The sequence below is a fragment of the Bartonella sp. TT119HLJHH genome, from assembly GCF_042193385.1.
Lineage (GTDB): Bacteria > Pseudomonadota > Alphaproteobacteria > Rhizobiales > Rhizobiaceae > Bartonella.
Genome location: NZ_JBHILS010000011.1, coordinates 1 through 24,458 on the forward strand (window position 1 = coordinate 1; position 24,458 = coordinate 24,458).

The 24,458-nt window shown below is 39.2% G+C and carries 16 protein-coding genes and 2 pseudogenes; 7 read left to right on the forward strand and 11 right to left on the reverse strand.

The features are described 5' to 3' along the window. A pseudogene (locus ACFIJL_RS06705) lies at positions 1–413 on the reverse strand (DUF3792 domain-containing protein); the annotation flags it as partial. Between the two features lie 479 nt (positions 414–892). Between ACFIJL_RS06705 and pyrF the strand changes: the two are divergent. From pyrF to ACFIJL_RS06725, 4 genes are all read left to right on the forward strand, one after another. Further along, entirely contained in the window at positions 893–1,738 is an 846-nt protein-coding gene (gene pyrF / locus ACFIJL_RS06710; RefSeq protein WP_375623686.1) for an orotidine-5'-phosphate decarboxylase, read from the forward strand. 49 nt (positions 1,739–1,787) lie between these two features. Beyond that, positions 1,788–2,045: a hypothetical protein gene (locus ACFIJL_RS06715; protein ID WP_375623688.1), complete on the forward strand. Its 258-nt coding sequence runs from the start codon at positions 1,788–1,790 to the stop codon at positions 2,043–2,045. 42 nt (positions 2,046–2,087) lie between these two features. Next, a complete protein-coding gene (gene hisS, locus ACFIJL_RS06720) occupies positions 2,088–3,572 on the forward strand; it encodes a histidine--tRNA ligase (RefSeq protein WP_375623690.1) in 1,485 nt (494 codons plus the stop codon). A gap of 591 nt (positions 3,573–4,163) precedes the next feature. Next, positions 4,164–4,703 (forward strand): replication protein, encoded by a 540-nt coding sequence (locus ACFIJL_RS06725; RefSeq protein WP_375623691.1) that lies wholly within the window; start codon positions 4,164–4,166, stop codon positions 4,701–4,703. A gap of 887 nt (positions 4,704–5,590) precedes the next feature. Here ACFIJL_RS06725 and ACFIJL_RS06730 read toward each other — a convergent pair. Next, on the reverse strand, positions 5,591–6,115 hold the full coding sequence (locus ACFIJL_RS06730) for a peroxiredoxin (RefSeq protein ID WP_375613588.1): 525 nt from the start codon (positions 6,113–6,115) through the stop codon (positions 5,591–5,593). A 217-nt stretch (positions 6,116–6,332) separates the two neighbouring features. On the opposite strand from ACFIJL_RS06730, the gene ACFIJL_RS06735 reads away from it, so the two are divergent. Further along, positions 6,333–7,961 (forward strand): alpha-D-glucose phosphate-specific phosphoglucomutase, encoded by a 1,629-nt coding sequence (locus tag ACFIJL_RS06735; protein WP_375623693.1) that lies wholly within the window; start codon positions 6,333–6,335, stop codon positions 7,959–7,961. A gap of 1,115 nt (positions 7,962–9,076) precedes the next feature. Then, on the forward strand, positions 9,077–9,412 hold the full coding sequence (locus ACFIJL_RS06740; protein WP_375623695.1) for a zinc ribbon domain-containing protein YjdM: 336 nt from the start codon (positions 9,077–9,079) through the stop codon (positions 9,410–9,412). Between the two features lie 879 nt (positions 9,413–10,291). Here the strand turns inward: ACFIJL_RS06740 and ACFIJL_RS06745 are convergent. The 4 genes from ACFIJL_RS06745 to murJ form a co-directional block, all read right to left on the reverse strand. Then, complete coding sequence (locus ACFIJL_RS06745) at positions 10,292–10,870, reverse strand: NifU family protein (RefSeq protein ID WP_375623697.1); 579 nt, start codon at positions 10,868–10,870, stop codon at positions 10,292–10,294. 59 nt (positions 10,871–10,929) lie between these two features. Further along, positions 10,930–11,421, reverse strand: coding sequence for a universal stress protein (locus ACFIJL_RS06750; RefSeq protein ID WP_375623699.1), 492 nt, complete (start codon positions 11,419–11,421; stop codon positions 10,930–10,932). Positions 11,422–11,484: 63 nt separating this feature from the next. After that, positions 11,485–12,555, reverse strand: coding sequence for a tryptophan--tRNA ligase (gene trpS, locus ACFIJL_RS06755; RefSeq protein WP_375623701.1), 1,071 nt, complete (start codon positions 12,553–12,555; stop codon positions 11,485–11,487). A gap of 60 nt (positions 12,556–12,615) precedes the next feature. Then, positions 12,616–14,187 (reverse strand): murein biosynthesis integral membrane protein MurJ, encoded by a 1,572-nt coding sequence (gene murJ / locus ACFIJL_RS06760; RefSeq protein WP_375623703.1) that lies wholly within the window; start codon positions 14,185–14,187, stop codon positions 12,616–12,618. Between the two features lie 279 nt (positions 14,188–14,466). Between murJ and ACFIJL_RS06765 the strand changes: the two are divergent. After that, positions 14,467–14,756 (forward strand): annotated as a pseudogene (locus ACFIJL_RS06765) (hypothetical protein); the annotation flags it as partial. A gap of 219 nt (positions 14,757–14,975) precedes the next feature. On the opposite strand, the gene ACFIJL_RS06770 reads toward ACFIJL_RS06765, so the two are convergent. The 5 genes from ACFIJL_RS06770 to ACFIJL_RS06790 form a co-directional block, all read right to left on the reverse strand. Continuing rightward, positions 14,976–18,206 (reverse strand): BID domain-containing T4SS effector, encoded by a 3,231-nt coding sequence (locus ACFIJL_RS06770; RefSeq protein ID WP_375623708.1) that lies wholly within the window; start codon positions 18,204–18,206, stop codon positions 14,976–14,978. A 334-nt stretch (positions 18,207–18,540) separates the two neighbouring features. Beyond that, entirely contained in the window at positions 18,541–20,499 is a 1,959-nt protein-coding gene (locus ACFIJL_RS06775) for a BID domain-containing T4SS effector (RefSeq protein ID WP_375623710.1), read from the reverse strand. 304 nt (positions 20,500–20,803) lie between these two features. After that, positions 20,804–22,087: a BID domain-containing T4SS effector gene (locus tag ACFIJL_RS06780; RefSeq protein WP_375623713.1), complete on the reverse strand. Its 1,284-nt coding sequence runs from the start codon at positions 22,085–22,087 to the stop codon at positions 20,804–20,806. Between the two features lie 354 nt (positions 22,088–22,441). Next, the gene (locus ACFIJL_RS06785) at positions 22,442–23,257 is read right to left on the reverse strand and encodes a BID domain-containing T4SS effector (RefSeq protein ID WP_375623715.1); all 816 of its coding nucleotides are present in this window, start codon (positions 23,255–23,257) and stop codon (positions 22,442–22,444) included. 341 nt (positions 23,258–23,598) lie between these two features. Beyond that, on the reverse strand, positions 23,599–24,458 hold an 860-nt coding region (locus ACFIJL_RS06790; protein ID WP_375623717.1), incomplete at its 5' end, for a BID domain-containing T4SS effector.

A 24,458-nucleotide genomic window follows, 5' to 3' on the forward strand; every position in this document is an offset into this window, starting at 1 on the left:
GTTTTAGCTCCTATCTTTGCTGTACTAGAAACCACGTGGATGGCTTGGAGGGTCATCAGCAATGTTATGAGAGCCCAGGTGAGAAAGCCATGAAGAGTCCCTGAGGTTTCAGCAAAACGTCCAGCGACAAAGCCTCCCAAGGCTAGGCTAATCAGTGTAACGATAACAGAGCCCACGCCAAAGGAGAGGAAAGAGCCTTCAAATGGGGTTGAAGAAGTGAAATCCATTTGGCTTAAGCCTAAAGCGGCGACCAGAAAAGAGAGGCAGATTGAGGTGGCAAGAGCCGTCACCAGTCCCGCAAAGATTGCGGACCATGAAATGGGTGTGTGAAAGAGTGAATATTTTTCTTCTAGAGATGTTTCTCCTAGAAAATTCGTCTCAAATGGTGTGTTTTCAGGAATGCGAGTTTCCATGTTTTATCTCCTTGAATATGCTGGAGATACAATGCCTTTTTGCAAATTATGTTCCAAAAGGGATAAAGAGCCGATAAAAAGGAATAGGAAAGATCTAAAGTTAAGATCGAGATCATCATGGTGGGGCATTTTCTTTTGAAACTTTTGTTTAAAACGCGTTCATAGAGAGTTTTTGTTGATCATAAAAAAGGGTGTGAAAATGACAAGGCACGCCTATAGGGCTTTATGCGGTCATAATAATATGGATGCTTTTTTGTTTATATTCTTTCATAAATTTGAATTTTTATCTCATGACAACGTCTTGGTCGATAAACATATGATAAGCGTTACGAATGGGAATATATTTATGTTTCATAAATAAAAGCACATTTTGTATAGAAAGCTCTTTCTTTGTGTTTTCGCTATTGTATTCTTTTGACAAATGGTTTTCTTTTTGATTGTATCAAAAAGTTTAAAGAGAGACCTTGTTAGGATATAAAATGTTTCGTTCAACTTTTTTTAAAAATCGTGAAATCTATGGACCTCTTTGTATTGGCTTTGATCCGAGCCATAAAGTTTTGCAATCGTGGAAACTAAGCTTTGATTATAAAGGTCTAAAAGATTTTTGTGATATTCTCTTAACAGCGGTTGTGGGTAAAGTGGGGATGATAAAGCCGCAAGTCGCATTTTTTGAATTATATGGTGTGGAAGGTCTTCAAGCTCTCAAAGAACTGATTGAAAATGCACACGAACAAGGCATATTGGTTCTGGCGGATGTAAAGAGGGGAGATATTGGCTCTACTGCTGAAGCCTATGGTAAAGCTTGGCTGGGTCCAAGCAGTGCGTTCAAAGCTGATGCCATCACAGTTAATCCTTTTTTGGGTTTTGATGCTCTTATTCCTCTGATAAAGGTTGCAGAAGAAACAGGAGCAGGAGTTTTTGTGGTTGTTCAGTCTTCTAATCCAGAGGGGAAACAAATACGAAATGCGCTTATTGGTGATCAGACACTCTCTCTTCATCTTGCACAGTGTATTTGTGATTATAATAGTCAGTCTTCGGTTCTCCATCATAATATTGGCCCCATAGGTGCGGTTATAGGAGCGACATTAGGATCTGAATCAAAAGACACAATCGAGCAGTTAAACAATAGTCTGTTTCTCGTTCCGGGTATTGGCGCCCAAGGTGGAACAATGACACAATTAGCAAATCAATTTCCACAAAGACTTTGGCAGAATGTTATTCCCTCTGTATCACGCTCTATTACAGATGCTGGACGAAATATTGTTGATTTAAAAAATGTTATCAATCATTTTGCAGAACAAGCGCAAAGCACACTGATGTCTTGAGGATTTTTGCATCTGTAATAAATCTGAAGAATTCTGAGAGGGAGGGCTTTTGAGGGGGATGTTTCCGATTTATCAAGAATCAACAGTTGCTTTGTGGTTTCTTTCAACTAGCACAGATGTCTTTTCATTGAATGTTAAGCGGGCATTTCATGTTGAGCGGGGGGCTATGTTCCTATTGAAAATGCAAATATTTTCAGTAGATTGCCTTAAGGGTAAAGGTTTGCATCTTTTAAAAGCAAAAGCTTATGCATATTGTTACCAGTTTCCAGTTGATAAAGTTATTGCAGCGTTTGTTTCTATAAGATAGACACACGTTATCGGTGAATATATATTGTTGTTAGAGAAAAACATGTCATCAAAACAAGAAAAAACCAAAGCCCGTTTACCCCGTGGGTTTGTTGATCGTACAAGTGAACAGTTGTATGCAACTGAAACAATGATTGCGCAAATTCGTGAAGTTTATGAACTTTATGGTTTTGAAGCACTGGAAACTCCAATTTTTGAATATACAGATGTGCTGGGTAAGTTTTTACCAGATTCAGATCGTCCAAATGCAGGCGTTTTTTCGCTACAAGATGATGATGAGCAATGGATGTCTTTGCGCTATGATCTGACGGCCCCTCTTGCTCGTTATTTTGCCGAGAATTTTGAAGTTTTGCCAAAGCCTTATCGCAGTTATCGTCTTGGATTTGTTTTTCGCAATGAAAAGCCTGGACCAGGGCGGTTTCGGCAATTTATGCAATTTGATGCTGATATTGTTGGAACACCAACTGTTGCGGCAGATGCTGAAATTTGCATGATGGCTGCGGATAGTTTAGAAAAATTAGGGTTTCAGCAGCATGATTATGCCATTCGTTTGAATAACCGAAAAATTCTGGAAAGTATTTTGCAGTTGATTGGTTTAGGCGAAAGAGGGCAGATTGAAAGGCGCTTAACTGTTCTTAGAGCAATGGATAAGCTTGATAAATTTGGTCCTGAAGGTGTGCGGTTGCTTTTAGGCAAGGGGCGTTTGGATGACAGTGGTGATTTTACAAAAGGGGCCGAGCTTAAAGATAAAGAGATTGAGTGTATTCTTTCCTTACTCACCGTAAACGCAAAAACGGCAGAAGAAACGCTTGATATTCTCAGACAAGTTGTTGGTCAGAGTGCTCAAGGGCTTGAAGGGGTTCGTGAGCTTGAGGAAATGCAAGCAATTTTTGCCGCAAATGGTTATCATAATCGCATTAAAATTGACCCTTCGGTGGTCCGCGGATTGGAATATTATACAGGACCTGTGTTTGAGGCGGCATTGCTGTTTGATGTTCTTAATGATGATGGGCAAAAAGTTGTTTTTGGCTCTGTTGGTGGTGGGGGGCGCTATGATGGATTGGTGGCACGCTTTCGTGGTGAAAACATTCCAGCAACAGGTTTTTCAATCGGGGTCTCACGCTTGATCGCTGCTTTGCAAAATCTTGGAAAGTTGCCTATGAAGGAGACAACAGGGCCGGTTGTGGTGCTGATGATGGATAAAGAGCCAGAGGCGGTTGCTGGTTATCAAAAAATGGTGATGCAGTTGCGTGGTGCCGGAATTCGTGCGGAGCTCTATTTGGGGGCATCGGGGATAAAAGCGCAGATGAAATATGCAGATCGACGCCAAGCGCCTTGTGTGGTTATCCAAGGCTCACAAGAACGTGAGAACGGAAAAATACAGATTAAAGATTTGATTGAAGGGGCGCGTTTGTCTCATGAGATCAAAGATAATCAAACATGGCGTGAAAGTCGACCAGCACAAGTGACGGTTGATGAAGATCAATTGGTCAAAACGGTACAGAATATTTTAGCAACCCAAAAATGATAATGGTAAAAGTCTTTATCGAAAGGATTACCTGAAATATTTGGAAAAGTTGAGATTCAATTTTTGAAATTTGTGCTTTGCTCGTTTATACGTGCTGGCACACGCGTTCAAAAGTGTGGTGGTGAAGTGCGTGCGGCATAAAAGAGAGATTTTTTAAGAGATAAAAGTAAGCGCTATTCGCTATAAAATGTGCCCTTCTGAGGATGCGATGATAATGCGTTAAAATGTGCAAAAAAATTGTAACGAACAAAAACTCTGAGAAAATTAAAAGGTTTCACGCAACGCTTTCCCAAAAGTTTATAAAAATATTGACAAGTTTATATTGGCTTCATCTTTGAATTCTCATCTATGAGCATCAAATCCTTTGATGTTCTCTTCTTGGACATTACAAAATCTAGCCTTATTGCAAAAGGAGGGAGAACTAGAGCGTTTTATCCTAAAAGACTTTTTAAGCTTCAAAAAATAATGGAATGACTTAAATCGAACAATTTTTTCCAGGAGCATATTTGGATGAATTGTAAGCTGCCATAATGGTAACTTACTGATAATATGCATTTTTCATAAAATCAATTCTTTAACGGAGAAATGAAAATGGTCCAATATGATTTTACTCTGCTCTATGAACGAAATCCCTTTATTCTTGAAAGACCTGAGAATATTGGAAAGTCATTTAAACTTCCTCCTTCAAATTTCGGATTTGAAGATCTTCCGCAAATCACTTTTTCAGGCGCCTCGTCGTGTCGAAGTATGATTTTTGAGTTATCATTTAATGGTATGAAAGCTTTTTTGGTGATGTTGTGGCAAATAGGGAAAATGTTAGAAGAGGAGGGCGAGGTGGATTTATGGTTTGATCAGATAATATTAGATCATGATATTCTTGAGGAATTTTTGATTTGTGATCTTTCAATTCAAAGACCAGAATATCTTAATTTTGAAAGTTTTAAAGAAGGTATCAGCGAATTGGAAACAAATAAAATTGTAGCGAAGGGGACAAAAGAAGAAGGTTATTTCATCAATCCAGATATTTTTGGTCTTCCTGAATGTGATGAAGATTTTGAGTTCGATGAAGAGGAAGAGTTAGATGAGGAAGAAATAAAGGCACAGTTTATGGCAGAATACTTGAATCAATAACTCCTTTAACCGTTTTTCTCTTAGAGAAAAATAAAAGCTTAGAATCAATGGCTATAAGAACAGTAATGAGTCTGTTTAGGGTATGTGAATTGGAATGTTTGCGAGATTTATTTTGAGTGAATCTTCTTTATAAACGGTTCTTTATGCTGAGCTGTTTTTATGCTGTGTTTGATTATTTTTATGGGACATAAGTCAATTTGAAGTGTGCAGCTCTTCAAACAAATGTTTGATCTGTATTTTCCCTCTTGATACTTTTGTGTACCTTGCGTCTTGATATTCACAGCTTTCGCCTTTGAAAGCATTTACGAGAAGCATTTTCACTCTTTTTAATCGTTTATTCAGATGCCAATTTCACATGTCGTGGGCAAGAAAATGGTTTTGATGGTTGCAATATAAGAAGGGATAAAATGAGACACTCTTATGATATTCAGATTTCACAATTCAATATGCAAAATTATAAATTATCTTTATAAATCAAACCATTTTCAACATAAAGTTTTTCTCAATATGAGGAGCTGAGCGTTGATTTTGCATAGTTTATCTATATGTTAATCCTTGATGTTTCCGAGAGAGTTTTGCATGAATTTGCGCATTTGGCAATTGTATCCCCATTTTTTGAGAGCGTGCAACAGCTTTTAGCTCTTTGATTTTTTAGCTCCACAACGGGTCCAGATTTTTCATCAGCAATTTTTCAAGCTTTTGCAAAGCCGTTAAAACATGAAATATTTATTGAAAAATTATTGCTGGAATATTTTCTCACAGAAGGCACACAATCAACTTATCGTGTCTGCTTTCACGAATAGAGGTTGCAAAAAATAAACGACACATATTCCCTTAGTAAGGAAATGTGTGTCGTAAAGTTTTATTTAAATGGACGATTGGGGAAATTAGCTTTTCAAGGCTTTTAAAACATGTTGTGGTGAAGAAACTTCGTAAGGATCTGTTGCACAATTATCTGAAAAACCCGCTTCTTCGAACCATTGTTCAACCACTCCATCGTTAATAACAGCAGCATAGCGCCATGATCGCATGCCGAAACCAACATTGTCTTTTGCAACCAGCATACCCATTTTGCGCGTGAATTCACCAGAGCCATCGGGAATTAATTTCACATTTTTGATATTTTGTGCTTTTCCCCAAGCATTCATGACAAAAGCATCATTGACGGAAAGACAATAAATTTCATCAATACCCGCTTGTTTAAATTCATCATAGAGTTTTTCAAAATCAGGCAGTTGAAAGGTTGAACAAGTAGGGGTAAAAGCTCCAGGAAGAGAAAAAAGAATAACACGCTTTCCTTTAAAGTAAGCATCACTGTTAACTTCTTGCCACCGATAAGGATTGTCTCCAGCCACTGATTCATCGCGTACGCGTGTGTGGAATGTTACATTGGGAACTGTTTTTTTCATCATCATGATGCTCCTGTATTCTTTTACGAAAATTTTGTTTTAAAACAGCCTTTGTATTTAAAAACATATGGCAAAAAGCGTTTTAAATAAAAGGGCTTCTTTAAAAATTCTTACTTCTGGTGAGTGTGCAAATATTTCACACTTCCGTCAAGTAGAATTAATGGTCGACTTTGGATACTCTTCACCTTAAAATTATAGGAAAGAATATAAAGGTATGGATATGACCGTAAAGACAGTTTTAACCACGGCTTTTGAGGGGCAAAAACCGGGAACATCTGGTTTGCGCAAAAAAGTGTCTGTTTTTCAACAACCCCATTATGTAGAAAACTTTATACAGTCTCTTTTTGATAATATTGGACCTCTTGAAGGAAAAATGTTGATTCTGGGGGGGGATGGTCGCACTTTTAATCGTACTATCCTTCAGATTGTGTTGAAGATGGCAGCGGCGCATGGTGTCTCTCTTATTAAAGTGGGAAGGGGCGGTATTCTTTCTACACCTGCTGTTTCGCATCTTATTCGTAAAACTCATGCCCATGGTGGACTTATTCTTTCTGCAAGCCATAATCCTGGTGGTCCAGGGGGAGATTGTGGTATTAAATATAATATTTCTAATGGGGGCCCCGCTCCTAATTCTTTATGTGATGCTATTTTTGCAACATCGCAACGGCTTTCCTGTTATAAAATTTTTGAAGCACCAGATGTTGATTTAGATAAGCAAGGTACAACCTTTATAGGAGCCATGCGGATTGATATTATTGATCCTGTCGCTGATTATGTTGCTTTGATGCAGGAGCTTTTTGATTTTGACTGTATTGCCAAGGCTGTTGCTCGAGGTCTTACTTTACGGTTTGATGCCATGCATGCAGTAACAGGGCCTTATGCCCATGAAATTTTTGAAAAATGCTTAGGATTTTCTGAAGGGACGGTGGTTAATGGTATTCCTTTGCCAGATTTTGGAGGTGGTCATCCAGATCCCAATTTGGTTTATGCCAAGGCTCTTTATGATTTATTGATGTCAGAGCAAGGACCAGATCTTGGCGCAGCCTCTGATGGTGATGGAGATCGTAACCTTATTATTGGACGTCAACAATTTGTTTCGCCTTCCGATTCTTTGGCTATTATGGTTGAACATGCACATCTCATTAAAGGATATCGGAAAGGCGTGGTGGGGATAGCGCGCTCTATGCCGACGGGGCGTGCCGCTGATCTGGTTGCTGAAAAAAAAGGACTAAACTTTTTTGAAACGCCAACGGGATGGAAGTTTTTTGGAACCCTTTTGGATGCGGGAAAAGTAACCTTTTGTGGTGAAGAAAGCTTTGGAACGGGCTCTCATCACATCCGCGAAAAAGATGGTTTATGGGCTGTATTATTTTGGTTAAATCTTTTAGCGGTAACAAAAAAAACTGTCGCACAAATTGTTCAACAGCATTGGCACACCTATGGACGTTTTTACACGTTACGGCATGATTATGAAGAAGTCGAAGCAGACAAAGCCTTGGCACTTATAGAGCATTTGCGTGGGCATTTACCACAAGAAGGAACCGAAATTGCTGGTTTTTTGGTCAAAAAAGCAGACGATTTTACGTATCGTGATCCCGTTGATCAGAGCGTTAGTACGCAGCAAGGTATCCGTATTTTTTTCGAGAATGGCGCACGGTTGGTGGTCCGTTTATCGGGAACAGGGACTCTCGGTGCTACCTTACGGCTTTATTTTGAACAGTATGAAGGTGATCCGCACAAACACAATTTTAATCCGCAAGACGTGCTTAAACCTTTGCAACAGGTGGCATTAAAACTGTTAAATATACAACAAGAATTGGGGCGAGACCGACCTGATATTATTACCTAAGATCATGGGAATGTTTTTTTGTAAAAGTATGATGATTGATCACATAGATTATGATTTTGGGATTATGATTTTGGGATCATGATTTTAGGGGGCGTGATTTTATTTGCCCTAAGGGAGCTTCTCCATTTTCAGGTTCGTTTGGTTCTTTCTACGTTTACATATCGGCTGGTTTCTTAAAAACTGCTGACTTTTTAAAACCGAAGGCTGTAGGTCATAATAATCAAGCATAATGGGAGCATTAATGCCCAAGGAGTTCTGATGGTTTGATAGAAATTTTTGTTTAATAGGGGAATGTTTCTCATGCAAAACAAAATACGATCATTGTTGCACATTTCATATGTTTGTTTTAAAGAAGCTTCTCTCTCAGACACTAAAAACGCATCTTATGCGTGTTGCTTTGAAAGGGATAACCAGCTATTCATTGAGCACGACCATTTTTATGCTTATGAAGGAACAAAGTGATATCATCATATACATTTAGGTCTGCTCTCAATGTTGGCTCTTGTATTTGAGAGCATTTCGTCTTTTGAGTCTTTTCTTAATCGTTTTATACGGCTCTTCCTACTTGTAACATGCAAGCGAAAGGCTTTGGTTAATTCAATGTAAAAGGGGTTGAGAAAACCTCAGCTTATTGATCGGCTCTCATTCAATATACAAAACCATTAACTATGATCATAAATCAGTCTGTCCTCTAACATTATGACTATTATCTTTACTTAAATAAAAGGTTAAGTTGGGGACATCATGTTCTTATTTCTCAATACAGCAAGAGTTTTTAGCTCTTTGAGAACGTTTTATTCAGAGATGTTCCTTTTCTAATAGTTTTTTATTCATTCGTTAATTGTATTGCTGATGTATAAGAAAATGATTTTGATTAATTTATTAGAGAGAATGAAGTGCGTAAATTTTATGATATGCGGGGGGCTTATTTAAGTTGTATAATGACCAATCATTTTTATAAACTTGTGTATAGTATGTGATGATAGCATTCATGAACACAGTTGGCAGATGAAGGGTGAAACAAAGGGAAATGTTTTTCTAAAATAATGGACAATAAGCACTTCTTGCTTTATGACCAGTCATAATGAATGATTTTTCTTTTAAAAGGGGAATTTATGACCCAATATCCCAAATGTCCTCGTTGTGATGGTCTTTATACTTATGAAGAGGGTGAAAATTTTGTGTGTCCTGAATGTGCACATGAATGGCCACAAAAAAATGATGATACTGCTCTTTCCGATATTGTTTATGATGCCAATGGTCAGATTTTAACAAACGGTGATACTGTTATGGTGATAAAAGATCTGAAGGTAAAAGGTGCTTCATCTGTTTTAAAAGGGGGGACGAAGGTAAAGAATATTCGCTTGGTAGATGGGGATCATAATATCGATTGCAAAATTCCTGGGATTGGGCAGATGAGTTTAAAGTCGGAGTTTGTGAAAAAAGTTTAGGCATTTATCTTCTTGCAATTGTTTTTGCATTTCGTTTGTTTTCTATTTTGACACTTTCATAGTTTTTTCCAATAGGGTTCTTTTCTTATTTCACAGATTATGCCAATCAGATAGAGGCAATATGTTTGCTCTTATCAGAAGATAAAAGCTACGTATCGCAATATGTTGATTTATAAAGATAATTCACTTTTTCCCATGTTGAATGAGAGATCCAAATGAATATCTTAAGATTTTCTTATTCCAAATCTGTTCTATGTTGAATCAATCAAAATTATGTCTCTTGCTTGTTACAAGCGGGGAGATCCGTGTGGAGTGACATGGTACAGGAAAGTAGTAAAAAGGCTTCTTATAAACCCTCTCAAGTGCCAAGGGCTATCGCACCTTGAGGGTTGGAAAATATAATGATGGTGCCGACTTGCTACAAGAAGTATTTTGCGTGATTTTATCGTTGGGAGAGCTGAGAAAGATGAAGCAAATGGGTACTCTATCTTACAATGTTTTCTTTTTTGGGTTTTCTTTTTTGTAACGGGGCGTGTTTTCTTGGTTAAAATTGCATGACAAGATGATGAGATAAAATAAATTTAAAATGCACATCCCTATGTGTTCTATTTCTGTCTATGCGATTGGTTTATTGAAACAACTTATGCCTCTTAAAGGAGCAGAAACCTTTTTAAGGCATATGTGGAGGTGAAAGGTGAGCGAAGGGATCAGTGTACAGATTTTTTTAACAGTACTGTATTTTTATGGCAGCATGACTTATGTTTGAAATTTCTGGAATAAAAAGGTGTAAGATTTTCGATACCCATATTTGAACGTTGCCGTTGAAGAGGGATAACTGGTGAGGTTGGTGGGGGGCGTTTTGCCTATTGAGGCCAATATTTATTGTGGCATGGCTTCAACGCCTAAAACTTCAGGGATAAAATGACGTAAAAGATTTTCAATACCATGTTTGAGTGTTGCTGTTGAAGAGGGACATCCAGCACAGGCGCCGCGCATATTGAGATAAACAATACCATTTTCAAATCCACGAAAAGTAATATCTCCACCGTCATTGGCAACCGCTGGGCGAATACGTGTTTCAAGGAGCTCCTTAATGGTTAAGACAATATCAGCATCTTTTTCGTCATAAAATTCTTCGTTGAGAGCGTGGGTTTGTGCTTGTGTTGTGGCGTTGGTGGTGATCACTGGCTCATTGGACAGAAAATGCTCCATAATTGTGCCTAAAATGACGGGCTTAAGGTGTTGCCATTCTCCTTCTTTTTTGCTTACGGTGATAAAATCATAGCCTAAAAAAACACCATTGACATTGGGAATATTAAATAGTTTAGCCGCTAAAGGTGAGTTTTTAGCTGCTTCTTCATGGTTACGAAATTCTAATACGCCCTCAGAAAGAACCACGCGTCCTGGCAAGAATTTAAGTGTTGCAGGGTTTGGGGTGGTTTCAGTTTGAATAAACATAGATTCTCCTTTTATAATGAAGGATTGGGAAGATCTTACATTGTAGAATATTATATTTTTTAGGCAATAGATCTAATATCTTCATCGGCAAGATTGCTAGGAATAACAATGACAGGGATTGAAAAAGCTGTCCCTTTATTCCCGATTAATTGAATAAGGGGGCCTGGTCCTTCTGTATGTCCACTGGCTGCTAAAACAATCAGTGCAATCCTTTTATCTTCGTCGATCAGTTTGGAAATCTCATCAATTTTTTTTCCTTCTCGCACCACTATTTCTGTTTCAAGCGCATGGGTGGTGCGGATTTCACTGGCAATGTCTCCTAATATTTTATGAGCACTTTGCTTTGATTCTGTGCGCATAACGTTGTTTACACCTAGAAAATGTTGAAATTCTACACTATCAACGACACAAAGCAATACTAATGTTCTATTGGTATTTTGAGCATGCTGGGTGGCAAATGCAACGGCACGCCGACACTCCGGTGTTTCATCGATGATAACTAAGTTTTTTTTCTTGGGCTCTTTTTTAAGAGTTTGGGGCTTGGAAATCATGCACTTTCTCTATTTTGTACAAATGATTTTGGGGGCTCTCTACAGTTGTTAGTGTTATTGTTTTTATGTATCGTGCAAAAATCCAATAATTTCACGAATTTTTTTCATATTTTCTTCTGCGAGCATACTAGCACGTTTAGCGCCATCATGCAAAACAGAGTCGATATAATCATTTTCTTGATGAAGTCGACGTAACTCCTCTGTTATAGGGGCAAGCTTATGGACGGCAAGGTCGGCTAGAGCTGTTTTAAAATGCGAAAATTGTTGACCAGAAAATTCTAAAAGAATCTTTTCTTTGCTAACTTTGGCAAAGGCGGCATAAATACCAAGCAGGTTATCAACTTCTGGTCGTTCTTTTAAAGCGGTGAGGGTATCGGGAAGAGGAGCTGAATCCGTTTTGGCTTTGCGTATTTTTTTTGCGATAAGATCAGCATCATCGGTCAAATTAATGCGTGAAAAATCTGAAGGATCTGATTTTGACATTTTTTTCGTCCCATCGCGCAAAGACATAACGCGTGTGGCTGTTGTTCCAATCAGTGCTTCTGGAAGAGGAAAAAAGCCTTGTCTTTTTTCTTCATCCGTTTGCATAGAGACGCCAAAATTTAATTCGGCAATACGCTGTGCATAGTCGTTGTTAAATTTTTGTGCAATATCGCGTGTGAGTTCAACATGCTGTTTTTGATCTTCGCCTACTGGAACATGCGTTGCACGATAGACTAAAATATCAGCAGCCATCAAAGTGGGATAAGCAAAAAGCCCGAGGGATGCTTTTTCACGATCTTTTCCCGCTTTATCTTTAAATTGTGTCATGCGTTGAAGCCAGCCAATGCGGGCAACACAATTTAAAATCCAGGCGAGTTCAGCATGTTGAAAAACACGTGATTGATTAAAAATAATATGTTTTTGAGGATCAATACCGGCGGCTAAAAAGGCTGCTGTCACTGTTCTGGTGGATTCGCGTAAAGTAAGGGGATCTGGGTTGACGGTGAGCGCATGCATATCCACAACACAATAGAGACAGTGATGAGAGTTTTGCAGTTCAACCCAATGCTGAATGGCTCCAAGATAATTGCCAAGATGTAAGTGACCACTCGGTTGTACGCCGGAAAAGACAAGTGGTGTGAAGGTATCCATAGGAGTGCTCTTTCTTCAATTAAGGTTATTCATTTTATTGTTTTTGACAAAGTATAGATATTATGAGCGTTTTTTCAAATTTTTAAGCGTGTGAAAAAAGGAACGGGTGTTGAATAAAAAATAGGCACTAAAATAGATCAAGAATATGCCGAGCATAATCCCTGCTAAGGTGATCGCGCGCAAGAAAAAGGATGCTTGTGAGGATAAAGGAAAAGACAAAAAACCAAGCATATTCAATCCGTAATAGAGGGCTAGTGCACTCAAAAGAGTTGCCATCATGAGACATAATATTCGCTTTATCAGTTGGAAGTCGTATTTCCAATAACCACGTTTGATAAGGACACCCCAAAGCAACAGTGTGTTGACCCATCCAGAGGTAATTTCAGCAATAACAATGCCTCGTGCAGATAGAATAGGAAATAATGTTAAGGCGAGACCGATATTGATAAAAACGCAAATACCTGTAAAAATCATCGGTGTTTTGGTATCTTCATGGGCAAAAAAATTAGGAATAAAGACCTTAATAAGAACAAAAGCTGGAAGTCCTAGTCCATAAAGCTCTAGTAATTGTGCAACATGGTGTGTTGATTGACTGGTAAATTGTCCTCGCTCAAAGAGCAAACTGACTATGGGAGTGGAGAGCAGCAAAAAAGCGATGGATGCTGGAAGTGTTAAAAATAGCGTTAATTCAATAGAGCGGTTTTGTAAATGGTGGGTTTCTTCATGCTTTTTACTTCGCAAAGCGCGTGTTAATTCTGGTAAAAGAACGGTTGCAACGGCTATGGCGATTACGCCTAAAGGCAATTGGTAAAGGCGATCAGCGTACATCAAAGAAGAGACAGCACCCGATTGACTAGAAGCAATATTGGTATTAATGAGCAAATTAATTTGCGTGATGCCACCTGTGATGGCTGCGGGGAATGCTAAAGTTAATAGCTTACGAACATTAGGACTTAAATGGGGCTGGCGGAAGGAAATTTTCATGCCACTTTGACGCAAAGCAAGGGCAATTAAGGTGAGTTGAATAAGACCTGCAGCCAATACACCCCAAGAGAGATTTAAACCGATATGCCAAGCGTCAAGTTTATAGATCCAAGCATAGGCAAGCACACCAATCAGAATAATGTTTAAAAAGAGTGGGGCAATGGCGGCAATAAAATAGCGTCGCAGTGCATTAAGCATGCCCCCCATCATGGCAGCAAGCGACATGCAGGTTAAATAGGGAAACATGATCGCCGTAAAATGAATTGTAGCGTTAAGCTTTGTTGCATCTTCGGTAAAACCTGGAGCAATAATGGTTCGTACCAAAAAAGGCATACTGAGTTCCATCGCAATCGTTAACAGTAAGAGCAGTGAAAAGAGAACGCCAAACACCTCTTCTGCAAACTTGCATGCCGTTTCGTGACCATCTTCAGTGATTTTTTTGGCAAAAAGAGGAATGAAAGCAGCATTAAAGGCACCTTCAGCAAAAAAACGGCGGAATGTGTTGGGAAAACGGAAAGCAGCATTAAACGCATCAGAAACAGGACCAGTCCCTAGGGCTGCGGCCATCAACATTTCGCGTACGAAGCCAAAAATACGGCTCATGAGGGTTCCGGAAGCAACTGTTGCAATTTTTTTAATCAATGTCATAAAGATATATCAACTTTGTTGTAAAAGAGAAGCGATGACAGGAGAAATAAAGCGTTTTAAATCGTAAAAATCTGATCTCTATCCTAATCAAGGATACTTTTTGAAAGCGTTTTACGACGGTGTTTATCTTTCTGTCAACAATGGTGCTTGAAGACTTTTTTTATGCTCCTTGTTTACTGTTGCATTAAAATTTTTATTGTTGCCATAAAATAATTAAAATTTCTTTTTCAAACTGAAATATGGGAGTGATATCATAACAATTTGAAGGGATATGTAGGGATATATAATGATAATTTCTCTTTATGTTTTGATGTCGTGAATAGTGCAACCCAATGCCGTTTTGTTTTACGTGAGGGGTGTGACCCTATTAAAAGAACGCAAATAAAATAAAAGCGTGGAGCAATGGGCAATTTCCATTATTTATTCATGATTTAAAAAACAGCGCTTTAGATGTTTTAAAAAGTCGTAAGGCTGAGCTAAAAGGTGATGGTAAAGCTGGTGATTGGTTTTTACTTTTACGACTTTATGTTCTCCCCAAATGTGGCTGCCTTCCCATTTTAGAGATTACATAAACAAGAGGATAGGAAGACATGATCTTTCAACAGCATTTTTCCTGTTCAGGTTTCTTTTCACAGTTGATGAGGATAAAATCTGAGGAAATAGGATAAATTTGCTCTCTCATGGTTTCCATTCTCGTTGAGGTGCGATCGATTTGCCGATGAAGGCAAGGGGAATAAAGGCTATCATTTTTACCAGAGGGGGCGAAAAAGTTAAAGTTTATGAACCTTTTAGACATTCATTGCCGTTGCTTTTGCGTGCGCCGTTTTGTGAGGTTGAATATTTTCTTGTCTTTTAGGACTCTGATTGACGTTTTCTGTCATTTTTTGCACTTTAATTGATTCTTTATCGAGAGTGTTGGAACATTTTTTTTCATTGTTTTTCTTTATAGATTGATGCTGGTTTGGTGCGAAGCGCTCATCGAATTTATGGTTATAAAAATACATGGGTTGTATATGCTGTTCTATCTCTTTTATCTGCTTGATTATTTCCATAATCTCTTTTGCTTTAACGGTTGATGTACCAAGACTCTTCGCAAGGTTTTCAGGATTATGTTCTTTTATAGCTTCATGCTCGCTTGAGGATAAGCGCTCATTGATTTTTTTGATATAAGCCCTTATCTCACCCCTTAATTCAGGAGAGTTTGATAACGTTTCTTGCTGTTGTGCTTTTGACACGGAAAGGAGATTTTTCATCCAAGCCTTAGGCATTTCTACCGACTGTTCACACCGCCTTTGTTTTACATGATGGGTATGGAGAATGTCTCTTTCTGTTTGTTTAGAAATATTGATATAACGATCAATGGCTCTACAGAGGGGCAAAATATTTGCTTCAGCATGGGCACGCGCGTTGTTTTTTATGCCAAATACATTGCTACCAGAAAGCTTAGAAATCGATTGGGGAGAGGTGGCAATTTGATAGGTGAGCTGTTCTCCTTCAGTATGATTTTCATGGATCATCTCAATTCTTTCCTGCAAAATATGACGATTGCCATAAATGATTTGGCACAAAGTTTCGATTTCTTGTTTTCTTGCTTGAATGGATGCGTTGTTTTTTATCCTTGTGGCAATTTCATTGCTGGTAAGGGGGGCTATTGTTTGTGCGGGGATAAGCACTTCTTGCTGGTTTTGAATTTTTGGTGCTGTAAAGGAGAGGGCGTCACCGATTTTTAATGTCTGTATTTGCTCTGGGGTGAGATCTTTTTTATTTCCCAAGATGAAAATCCCGTTGGCATCAAGCATGAAGCCATTGGGTCCACAGCCTCTGTAAAAGCCTTTATAGGTATGACCTTCTTTTGCTGTTATAATAAGATAATTATGAAGACTCTCAAATCCGATATGTTTCATATTGTCCATGAATTCTTTTAAAATAAGTATTTTTTCTGGATTTGAGATATCTTCAAGCAGATGCTTCATCTCTTCTTTATCGTTATGTTTTAGCGATGCAATGCTGGCAAGATTCATACGTTTTTCTGTTACAAGAGAAAAGTCGAGTGTGTGGCCAGCAACTTGCCCAAGTTTTTCAAAAAACGTCCGTTGCGTGCGTCCATTGCCTTCTCTGAAAGGATGTGTATAGTTGAGCTGTATCAACATTTCAGTGACATGTTCAATAAATGTTTCGCGGGTTAAGCCTTTTAAACTATTCGTTTCAGCAAGTATTTTATCTAAATTTTCTAGTCCCTCTTGTATCTGTTTTGCTGAGGCAAAAGAAATACCATCTTTTTTCATCATTGGCATATAAGCAACGGTACCATCTTCAAATGTAAATGGTTTTTCGCGTGTTTGTCCGGCCCATTCAAAAGTATTTTTAAATAGGGTGTGATGAATATATTGGAGATATGTGGAGGTTAGTTTTTGTGGTGGCGCTTCTTGGCGCAGATGAATGATTGCTTTTGTTGTATCATGGGCACATTGCACTTTTAATTTTCCATAGTCTTTTATTCCATATTTATTTTTTAAGGTGATACTATTGGGATAAAAGAAATTACGGTGTATTGTCTTATTTTCTTCGGTTTCAGGCGGTGAGGATAATGTCTCCTGTAAGGTGAGAGGGACGGTGTTCGTTTTTCTTGTACCAGTATCCCAGTATGCCATTGCTTTTTTGGGGGGCTGTTTTGTTCTTTCTTGATGATCAGAGCGTGTTTCCTTTGTCATTTTGACAGATATTGGATTATTTGTTGCTGTATTACTGCTCTGTAAAATGTTTTTTGGGAAATCTTTTTGCATTTTCCTCGTAGCGGAAGCCGATTGAGCAATTGGGTGTGCCATTTGTTCTTTTTCTTGTTCTTGCAAACTTTTGGGAATAACTGCAACGCTGTCATGTAAAACATGAGAGGCACTCCATGGTGCAAAATAGGATTTTCCCTTTTTCTTTGTTTGAATGGATGTTTTGTCTTTGCTCTTTTCAGTTATTTCATCGTTTTTGAGAGTGGCTCTTTTTTCTTCTTTTTCTTCTGGAAGCAAGGTTTTTTTCTGGTTTTTTTCTGGGTTTTGAGTTTTGGGCGCTGTAAAGGAGAGGGCGTCACCGATTTTTAATGTCTGTATTTGCTCTGGGGTGAGATCTTTTTTATTTCCCAAGATGAAAATGCCGTTGGCATCAAGCATGAAGCCATTGGGTCCACTGCCTCTGTAGGTACCATGATAGGTTTCTCCTTCTTTTGCGACGACAGTGAGATAATAATTTTTTTCATCCAATCCAAGCTTTCTCATAGAGTTGGTAAATTCTTGTAAAATGAGCAATTTTTCTGGATTTGAGATATCCTCAAGCAGATGCTTCATAGGCTCTGGATCGCCATGTTCCATGGCAGCGGCGCGGACAAAGTCTTTACGTTTTTTGCTCACAAGAGAAAAGTCTAGCTCATGTCCTGCTGCTTGAGCGAGTTTTTCAACAAACAGTCTCTTTGTGCGCCTATTGCCCTCTCTGAAAGGATGCAAGTGGTGCAAATCTATCATTATACCAGCTGCTTGTTCAACGAATTCTTCGCGCGTTAAGCCTTGTAAATTATTCTTTTCAGCAAGCGTTTTATCTAACTTTTCTAGTCCCTCCTGTATTTTTTTGCCAATCGCAAAAGGTTTTGTAAATTCTTTTCTTTTCAAAATGGGCATAGAAGCAACAGTGCCATCTTCAAATGTAAAAGGCTCTTCGCGCGTTTGTCCGGCCCATTCAAATGTGCGGGAAAAGAGGCGTTGATGAAGGTATTTTAGATAAGAGGCATTAAACTGCTCTGGTAGAGGTTCTTGGTGCAGTTTTATCATTTCTTCTTTTACATCATTAGAACAGCGTTCTTTTAATATTTCGTTATCTTTGATGCGGTATTTATTTTTAAGCACTTTGCTATTGGGGTAGAAAAATTTTTGCGCTTCTTCATTGATTTGCTTTGTAATGGCTGCATTAATTGCAGAGTGTTGTTCTTGCAATTCTTCCGGTGTAGAGGAGGCACAATGTTCTGTGTTTTCTTTCATGCATATTTCCTTTCAAATGCTAACATTATTTTTTGAAATCTTCTTTGTTTACATTTTTTGCCTTATGTTATTTTCATAGCGTTTTCTTCAAAGAAGAATGCTTATTTGAATGATTGAAAAAATTGATCTTATTCGCATGGAACCAAGTTAATCATGGAACAAAGTTAAAGTTTATAATTTTGAAGTATTATCGTGAAATTTTATCAATGAATTCTGTAAAATAATGAAGTGTCTTATTCAAAGTTTTCTGTATTTCATACACCGTCTTTGATGCAATCTTGGCAAGATAATTGCACCAAAGTTTTGGATAAAAAGCCAACAATTAGGAAATTTATTACGACAAAGCTATGGCTTTTGATGTTTCGGCTCTGCGCGGTCGAACATGCTGTTGGTCTTCTTGTCTAGAGGTTGCAGCAACTTCTTGATGCCGCTTTATTGTTGAGCGCTCAGGTAGCTTTGGGGGGTGCGATAAGTTTTGCTGCTGTTGCAATTTTTTATCGAGATCGTTAAGCGGTTGATGACGTTTTTGTTGTTCTGCCTGATGGTTTTGCACAATGGTTTCTCTTAACTGTTTTATTGTATCAGCATAATCTTTAATGGCGGTACAAAGGGTAGGGATATTTTCTTCAGCGGCTTTGCGTGCTCCGTTTTTTATGCCAAGGGTTTTTCTACCAGCAAGTGGAGCAAAAGATGTAGAATCCTTTTCAATTTGAAATACAAGCTCTTCTCCCATACTTGGAATTTTGTGCATATCTTCTAGTCTATATTGCAAAATAAATGGATCATCATAAACAATTTGGCACCAATATTGGATTTCTCTTTGACCATATTGAACCGATGGATCTTGTTGAACTCTGCGGGCAATTTCCTCATTTGAGAGAGGCTTTATTTTCTTTTCTGAATTGAGCGGATTTTGTAAATGTTGATTTGTTAGCTCTTCCTCTTGTGCTTGTCGCTGATGTTGTTGTTCCGTGTGAGAATCTTGTAAAATATTTTCACTTTTTGTATATTTTGCAGTATACACATAACCGTTAATGGCAGCACATAGGGTAGGAAGAGTTTCTTCAGCTTGTTTGCGCGCATGATTTTTTATGCCAAGAACTTTTCTACCGGCAAGCTTAGAAATAGACCTAGGCTGTTCTGTAACATCCCATAAGAGCTGTTCTCCCATATCAGGGTTTTCTTTAATTTCTGCTATTCTTTCATTTAAAATAAGCCGTTCGCCATAAACCTTTTCACACAAAAATCGTATCTCTTCTTGATATGCTACGAGCAATAGCTCTTTTTCCATTGTATTAATAGATGGTTTTTGTCCATGAGATGATCTTGGTTGTTCAATTGCTGTGTGTGGAGAGGAAGGTTTTTGGACGACAGTATCGCTTTGTTTTCTGTTTCCCATACGGTGCGGTTTTCTTGAAGTCGGGACGGCATATGTTCCACTGTCTTGTGATGATGAACTGTTTTGCTGCCTGACTTTCTTATGTAATGGTGTTTTGGGTCTAACACTTGGTTCGTGTGTTTCAGGATTTTGGATTTTTGTACCGTTTTGCACTCTGTCTCCCATGCGTGGCGGTGTTTGCAAAGTAGGCGTTGCATAGAGGTGTTCTCTCTCTTGAACCGTTGTTTTGTTTTGTTGCCTATCTTTTGCGCGTGGAGGTCTTTGTGGAGCTGGGTGCGGAGAGGAATGTTCTTGGATTTGTGAGCTGGTGATTTTTGTGCCGATTTGTGCTTTTTCTCTCATGCGTGGAGGAGGGGGCGGAGCCACTTTTGTTTGTAGGGAGGGGGACTCTTGAACTGTTGGTTTATGTTGTTGCCTCTCTTTTGCACGTGGGGGTCTTTGTGGAGCTGCTTTTGTGTGTGGGGAGGAGCTTTCTTGGTTTTTTGAGTGGGAGATTGTTGTGCCGGTTTGTGCTTTTTCTCTCATGCGAGGAGGAGGGGGCGGAGCCACTTTTGTCTGTAGGGAAGGGGACTCTTGAACTGTTTGTTTATGTTGTTGTCTCTCTTTTACACGCGGAGGTTTTGGTGGAGCTGCTTTTTTTTGTGGGGGAGGCGTCTCTTGGTTTTGGGCGTTAAGAGGCATTGTGTTGGTTTGCACTGGGCTTTTCGTACGGGGGGGAGGTGGTGGCGCAACCTTTGGGTGGTGTGATAAATTTTCTGGGCGTTTTTCTACAGTTGGTTTTGGCAAATTTTGAGAAACTTGGGAAGGAGGGGTTCTAGTGGGGGATTGTTCAGCCGGTTGTTGAAATTTTTCCATCATTTCGGTGATAAAAGGGGAGGGATTTCTTTTTTTCATGCATGTTCCTTTCAAACTCTTCCAATATTGTTTTTAAATACTAATTAAAAATGTACGTTGGTTTTTATTCTGTTTTATGCTTTTTCATTTGCTTTTATGAGAGAGGATATGAAACTGAATGGTCTCGCATGATTTGACTCTCTTGGCTCAGATCATAATCATTCTCTAAAGACTATTTTCTCCAGTGTTTGGGTTAAGGGACGGAAAAATAAATTGTGTTTCAATTTTCTCTCTTTCTTGGCGCAAACACCTCTTTCCTGTGTTGCGCCAAGACGTTAGATTCAACGTGAAAACTTATGTCTGTTTAGCTGGCAAAAGCCATCGCTTTTGGGGCGGCAGTTTTGCGAGGACGAATATCTGTTTCTCTTTGTTGCGTAGAGGGTGTTGCTCCTTCATGCGTTACTATTGAAGGCTCAGGGCGTTGAGCAGACTGTGAGACGCTTTGTTGTTGATGCAAATTTTGCGCTCTGTCAGAAGATGCTTCATTGTGTTCTTGTTTTGCCTGCTGAGTTTTTGAAAGGCTCTCTCTTACTTGTACTACAGCTGTTGCATAATTGTCAGCGGCGTCAATGAGGTGAGAAAGACCCGCTTCAGCATGTCTGCGTGCTTTATTTTTGAAGCCACAAAAGTTACGACCAGCGTACTTGTGAAAAGATTGAGGATTTCCGGCAAGTTGTTGTGCGAGTGCTTCTATTGTTTCAGGGGTTTGGAAAAGCTCGTCTGTTTGTGATTGCAAAATGTTTGCGTTACCAAAAACAACTTTACACCAATATTGGATTTGGGCATGGTGTCTTTTAACTTTTGAATGTTGTTGAATTTGGGTAGAAATTTCTGTCTCTGAAAGCGTTTCTTTTTCACGATGATCCGGTTTTTGCAGAAGTTTAGCGACGGCTTCCTTCCCCATGAAGCGTTCATAGTTTTTGAGTTCTTGCTCTGGAAATTTTACGAGGCTCTCTCTTGCCTGTTGTACAGCTTCTGTATAACAATCAATGGTGATACTGAGAGCGGAATAACTCTCTTCCGCTTGTCTACGTGCTCGATTTTTAAAGCCCAACATGCTGGTACCAGAAAGTTTAGCGATACTTTCAGGATAGGCTGCCATGCGCCATGAGAGCTCTTCTCCTGCAGCGGGATCTCTTTGAATTTCCTGCATTTGTTCTTGCAAAATATTTGGGTTACCATAGGCATTTGCAGATAAACGTTGGATTTCTTCTTGATAGGTTCGAACCAATGAATGGTGTGGAAGCAATAGAATGATCTCTTCCTCTGAGATAACTCTTGTTGCCCTCTGGGTAACTTGTGAAGTAACTGTTGCGTGTGTCGTTTCAGCTTCTTGCGGTCTTTTGGTCGAGCCGCCTTTTGTTAACGAAGCTGTTGGATTTGTTGATGCATATACAGTTTCTTCGCTTAAAAGAGATTGTCTTTCCTCATCTTCTTCCGGTATGGATGACAGTCTTTTGCTTTTTGAAGGCGTTTCTTTAGGAAGGGGGGCTGCTGCGCCTGAGACCTCTGCCGCTGCTTGTTCATAGAGCTTTATAAGTTCTTGTATTGAAGAGGATGGAAAAGGATGAGGGTGGTTTTTTTTCATGCATGTTTCCTTTCAAAAATTGTTTTAGAAAACCTCTTTGGTGCATTCTTGCCTTTTATGCTTGGGTCGCTTTGAGACAAAAGAAATATCGAGCTGAATGAGCTTCCAAAGATCTGCGCTATTTGCAATCAGCTTAATGGACATTTGTGTCTTTTATACAGTTTTTTTGTGAAATATTATCAATAAGTTATCAATAGTCGTCGTGAATTACAGGCGCCATTTTTAGGGCTATTTTTTGTAACATTCTAAAACAATTCTTGGCGCAATCGCGATGAAACGATTTGCGCCAAGAAACTCACTGAAAAAAAGATTAAATGAAAAACAAAAACTATCTGTTTTTATGTTTATGCCCCCTTACATGGCATAAGAAAGTCCTTTTTCTCCGTGTCTTTGTCGTTGAGGGCTGTGCTCTGGACTATTTTGTTCTTGTCCTCTTGTGTGATGATGATGATGGTGATGATGGCGTCTTTGTTCTGCTAGAGGGGTTTGCGATAGCCTCTCTGTGGCTCTTTCTACAGCCTTTGTATAATCATCAATGGCGTCAATAAGCGGTTTAAAACCCTCTTCAGCTGCTTTGCGTGTTTGATTTTTTAAGCCAAGTGTGGAATGGCCAGCGAGTTTATGTATAGATTCAGGATTTTCAGCAAGTTGATTTGAAAGGTCTTTTCCTTTAGTGGGATCTGTAAGTATTCCTTGCAAGTGCTGCTGGAAAATCGTATCATCGCCATAAACAATTTTACTCCAATGTATGACCTCTTCTGCACGTGCTTGGACCTGTGGATTTTTTAAAAGCATTACACTCTTTTGCTCCGTTGTGAGGGAAGATGAAGGTCTTCCTCTTTGTTGTGGAGCAACCGTTGTATAGTCGGTTTCAGGACTTTCTCTTCCCCGATCAGGATGTCTCCCTCTTGAAGAAGGGGTAACGCTGCTCACTGATGCGTATGTAACTTCCTCTTCACGCTTTGGGGGAGCAACCGTTGTGTAATCGGTTTCAGTTTCTCGCTGCCTTTGATTATGGTGTCTCCCTCTTGAAGGAGAAACACTGCCAACGGTTGCGTATGTAACTTCCTCTTCTGGGGTTGGACCGCGCGGGTTTCCTCTGGTTGGTTTATTAACTTTTGCATAGAGGGCTTCTGGATTTGCAGAAGGATGTGGATGATGTTTTTTCATACATATTTCCTTTCAATATTTTTAGAAAACCTCTTTGGTGCATTCCCCACTTTTAGTTTTGATAACTTTGATATAAAGGAAGATATCCAACCGAATGACCTCCAAAGATTCTGCGCTATTCAATATTGATATGTAATGAACATTTATGTCTTTTATACAGTTTTTTTATGAAATTTTATCAATAAGTTACAATAAATTACAGGATCCACTTTTAGGACTATTTTTTGTAATATTTTAAAACAAATCTTGGCGCAATCACGATAAAATGATTTGCGCCAAGAAACTCACTGAAAAAAATTACATGAAAAACAAAAACTATCTGTTTTTATGTTTATGTCCACTTACATGGCAAAAGCCATTCCTTTTTCTCCATGTCTTTGTCGTTGTGGGCTGTGCTCTGGACTATTTTGTTCTTGTCCTCTTGCATGACGATGATGATGGTGGCGTCTGTGTTCTGTATCTCTTTCTGGACTTTCTTGTCTTTGACCTCTTTCTCTTTCCTGCTCCCGTGTAAACTGTTTATGGAGCTTTTGTGCCGTATGTATATGCCTCTCAAGAGCTGAGCAAAGGGGAGAAAAACTCTCTTCAGCTTCTCTGCGGCTTGGAGACTTTACACCAAATATTTTGTGACCTGCAAGCTTACCAGCGCTTTCAGGATTTTCTGCAAGGCCCCATAAGATTTGCTCTGCACTTTGAGGATCGTCAAGAATTTTAGCAAGTTGTTGATTCAAAGCATGTTCGTTACCATAAACAACTCTGCACCACTCTTGCGTTTCTCTTACACCATATTGAAAGTCTACGTTTTTTAAAAGCCTTGTTGTAACCACATCTTTTGGGGTTCTGGGAGGGGGTGTTGCTGCTCTGCCAACACCTTGGTAGATAGGATTTTCTAGTTGTTCAGACTCTTGCCCACCTTCAGCTCCCATGCCAACCGTTGTATAGACAGATTCGAGTGGTCTTTGGGGAGAGGGCTCACCACGTTCACCAAACTCAAGCTCTGCATAGACATGTTCAGGTTCTTGGTGATGTCCTCCACCCTGTGCACCTCCACCAATTGTGTCATAGGGTGTTTGCCAACCTTGCGCCGCCAGATCCGTTACTTTATAGGGGTCTACGAGTCTGTCGGTGCGTCGCCCATCACTTGGTTTTCCACCAAGTCTGTCATAGGGATTTCCTAGTGGCTTTTGGGGAGCATAGATCG